Origin of the sequence: Mycobacterium sp. E740, from assembly GCF_001672895.1 — a bacterium.
Lineage (GTDB): Bacteria > Actinomycetota > Actinomycetes > Mycobacteriales > Mycobacteriaceae > Mycobacterium.
Genome location: NZ_LZKP01000077.1, coordinates 1 through 3,391, shown reverse-complemented (window position 1 = coordinate 3,391; position 3,391 = coordinate 1). Strand labels below are relative to the sequence as shown.

The following is a 3,391-nucleotide window of genomic DNA, read 5'->3' as shown; positions in this document are numbered from 1 at the left end:
CGCCGCCCCCCCCCCCCCCCGCCGCACCACCAGCAGAGGCCGGTGCCCCCGCGGTGCCGCCGGCGCCGAGCGAGGCAGCTCCGCCGCCGCCGGTGCAGGCACCACCCGGCGAGCAGTCGACCGCCACACCGGAACCCGCGCCGCCGCCCGTCGCCCCGGGAACCAGCGTGCCTCCGGCGCCACCCAACGGCGCGACCGCAGGCTCCCCGGTGCAGCTGGTGCTCGTGCAGCCGGCGATCGTGCCACCCGACGCGTCCGGAAAGAGCTCCTGGGTGCGACCGCTGATCGGACTGGTGGCGGGCCTGATCGTCGGATACGGGCTGTTCTGGCTCGCACGACCTCGAAGCACCGGCGAGCAGGAGCCGCCCTCGGGACCCGAGCCGCCTGAGCCTTCGGAAACCGACGTTCTGGACACAGATCTGTTGGGACACAGGTGGTTTGACGGCCCTGATCTCGACCCTGACGCCGGCGAAGCGCGAGGCTGAGCGTTGGGCACGCCCTCCACCGGACTTCCCGCCGGCACTGATTCCGGCGGCGACCACCGTCGACCGACGTCGCCAGCTCAGCGTAGGTATCCATCCGCTGCAACACGTACTGACCGCCGGCGAACGGGTCCTGGACGTTCTGACCGTCGCCGGGGCGCGCGCTCAGTGTCACGAATGCGGTCGCGTCTGCGGTGAACGAGGGCGGGGTGTGCTGTGACCAGACCAGCCCACCGAGGACACCGAGCACGGCGGGCACCGCGATGAGGATCCATCGCCAGCGCCGCGCACCGGACGGCGAGCGGGAGCGCCGGCTTCGTTTCACGGAAGCCTCGTCATGCCGTGGCATCGCGCTCGGTGCTCGCGTGGTGATGAGCTGCTTCGGCCATCGCCGACTCGTAGTCCGAGTCGACCATGAGTCGAGCCAGTTCGGGCATCAAGGTCCGCGGCTTCCAGCCCAGCACCGATTCGGCCTTCGAGTAGTCGCCGATCAGCGAGTCGACTTCGGCGGGCCGCAGATACCGGTCGTCGAACTTGACGTACTTCTCCCAGTCGAGACCGGCGTGGTCGAAGGCGACCTGCACGAAGTCGCGGACGGTATACGAGGTGCCTGTCGCGAGCACGTAGTCGCCGGGTTCCGGCGCCTGGAGCATGCGCCACATGCCGTCGACGTACTCCTTGGCATAACCCCAGTCGCGGGCCGCGTCGAGGTTGCCGAGGTAGATGTCTTTGTCGAGCCCGGCTTTGATGCGCCCGACCGCACGGGTCACCTTGCGGGTCACGAACGTCTCGCCGCGGCGGGGCGACTCGTGGTTGAACAGGATGCCGTTGACCGCGTACATCCCGTAGGACTCGCGGTAGTTTCGGGCCATCCAGTAGCCGTAGACCTTGGCTGCGCCGTAAGGGCTTCGTGGGTGGAACGGGGTCTGCTCGTTCTGCGGCGGAGGAGTTGCTCCGTACATCTCGGAACTCGACGCCTGATAGAAGCGGCAGTCCAGCCCGATCATGCGGATCGCCTCGAGGAGTCGCGTCGTACCGAGGCCTGTGGTGTTCCCGGTGAACTCCGGCTCGTCGAAACTCACGCGCACATGCGACTGCGCTCCGAGGTGGTACACCTCGTCGGGCTGGATCCTCTGCAGCAATGTGACGAGCCGCGAGCCATCGGTCAGGTCACCGTAGTGAAGGAAGAACCGGGCTCCCTCCTCGTGCGGGTCGGTGTACAGATGCTCGATCCGTGACGTCGTGAACGTCGACCCCCGGCGTATCACGCCATGGACCTCGTAGCCCTTCTCGAGCAGCAACTCCGCAAGATAGGACCCGTCCTGCCCGGTGACGCCGGTGATCAGGGCTTTCTTCACCCAACTCCTCCTCGGGGCATCGAGACGACTGCTCGTGTCGTCGCCCACCGTCTCTGCCTCACCCGTTCAACCGGGCCTCGTCCTGATGCCCGACGAACCATCGGTACGTGCTCTCGAGCCCGCTGCGCAGATCGATCTCGGGCTCCCAGCCGAGAGCCTTGATTCGCGAGACGTCGAGCAGCTTGCGCGGGGTCCCGTCCGGCCGCGACCGGTCCTGTACCACGCGGCCCCGGAATCCCACGACTTCGGCGACGGCATCGGCGAGTTCGCGAATGCTGATGTCCTTGCCGACCCCCACGTTGATGGGTTCCGGCGCGTCGTAACAGTCGAGGAGCCGGACCACTGCGCGGCCGAGGTCGTCTGCATGAAGGAACTCTCGCCGAGGTGTACCGCTGCCCCACAGTTCGACCTCGTCGAGACCGTCCCGTACCGCCTCGTGGAACCGGCGGATCAGGCCGGGCAGGACGTGGGAGTTCTCGGGCTCGAAGTTGTCGCCCGGGCCGTACAGGTTGGTCGGCATAGCCGAGATCCAGGGCAGTCCGTACTCGCGTCGCACGGCGCTCACCTGCATGAGTCCGGCGATCTTCGCGATGGCGTACGCGTCGTTCGTCGGCTCCAGCTCCCCGGTCATGAGGCTGGACTCCTTGATCGGTTGCTCCGCGAACTTCGGATACACGCAGGAGGAGCCGAGGAACAGCAACCGATGCACGCCCACGGCCAGCGCGGCGTCCATCACGTTGACCTGGATCCTCAGATTGTCGGAGAGGAACTCGGTCGGATAGGTGTTGTTGGCGACGATGCCACCGACTCGGGCGGCCGCGAGAACGACCACCTGCGGCCGAGTCGACTCGAAATAAGCGAACACCGCCTCGCGGTTGCGGAGATCGAGTTCGGCAGACGACGCGCCCGACAGCTTCTCGAAGCCCGCATCGCGCAGTGCCCGCCAGATCGCCGAGCCGGCGAGTCCTCGGTGGCCCGCTACGTGGATGGCGACGTCACGGCGCAGCGGTGCGATACCGGACATCTAGCTGATCCGTCGGCGGGGATCGTCGCGCAGTGGAAACAGCACGGCACCTCGCTTTCGGTCCGGTCGAGGAACTTCGGAAGATCACATAAGAAAGTAGCTAGATGAGTCGAAAACGCATCCTACTTCCCGGGTTGCGGTTTGCCAATTTGGTCAGCGGCCGGCTTGCGTCCGCACAGCGCCATCGACGGTACCCCCCTCGGGGAACCGGCGTTTGAGCCGAGCGGGAACCCCCGCGTAGAACGAGTTGGGCTCGCAGTCGGAGGTGACGACACTGCCTGCGGCGATCACGCAGCCGGCGCCGATGGTGACTCCGGGCAGGATCACCGAACGCGCGCCGACCCAGGCCCCGTCGTCGATCACCACCGGGGCGGTCGTCGGCGTACTCCAGCGTTGTTCAGGGCCGCCGATCTCGTGTCCGCACGTGATGATCATCACGCCGTAACCGATGCCGACGCCCGCCCCGAGAGTGGTTGCTGCGCCGAGGTCGAAGAAACATCCGTAGTTGATGACCGAGTGAGCGCCGA

General features: G+C 67.0%; 3 protein-coding genes and 1 pseudogene. 1 reads left to right on the top strand and 3 read right to left on the bottom strand.

Going from position 1 to position 3,391, the window contains the following annotated elements; translation table 11 throughout:
* Positions 1-485 (top strand): annotated as a pseudogene (locus A5663_RS23295) (hypothetical protein); the annotation flags it as partial.
* 332 nt (positions 486-817) lie between these two features.
* On the opposite strand, the gene gmd reads toward A5663_RS23295, so the two are convergent.
* The 3 genes from gmd to A5663_RS06770 all read right to left on the bottom strand — a co-directional run.
* Complete coding sequence (gene gmd, locus A5663_RS06780) at positions 818-1,840, bottom strand: GDP-mannose 4,6-dehydratase (protein WP_068145678.1); 1,023 nt, start codon at positions 1,838-1,840, stop codon at positions 818-820.
* Between the two features lie 58 nt (positions 1,841-1,898).
* Positions 1,899-2,864: a GDP-L-fucose synthase gene (locus A5663_RS06775; protein WP_068145677.1), complete on the bottom strand. Its 966-nt coding sequence runs from the start codon at positions 2,862-2,864 to the stop codon at positions 1,899-1,901.
* A gap of 153 nt (positions 2,865-3,017) precedes the next feature.
* Positions 3,018-3,391: DapH/DapD/GlmU-related protein (locus tag A5663_RS06770; RefSeq protein ID WP_156744375.1), on the bottom strand; the 374-nt coding region annotated here is incomplete at its 5' end.

Excerpts from the sequence above, each read along its gene's own strand:
- A5663_RS06775 (WP_068145677.1), bottom strand. The coding sequence starts at position 2,864 with ATGTCCGGTATCGCACCGCTGCGCCGTGACGTCGCCATCCACGTAGCG.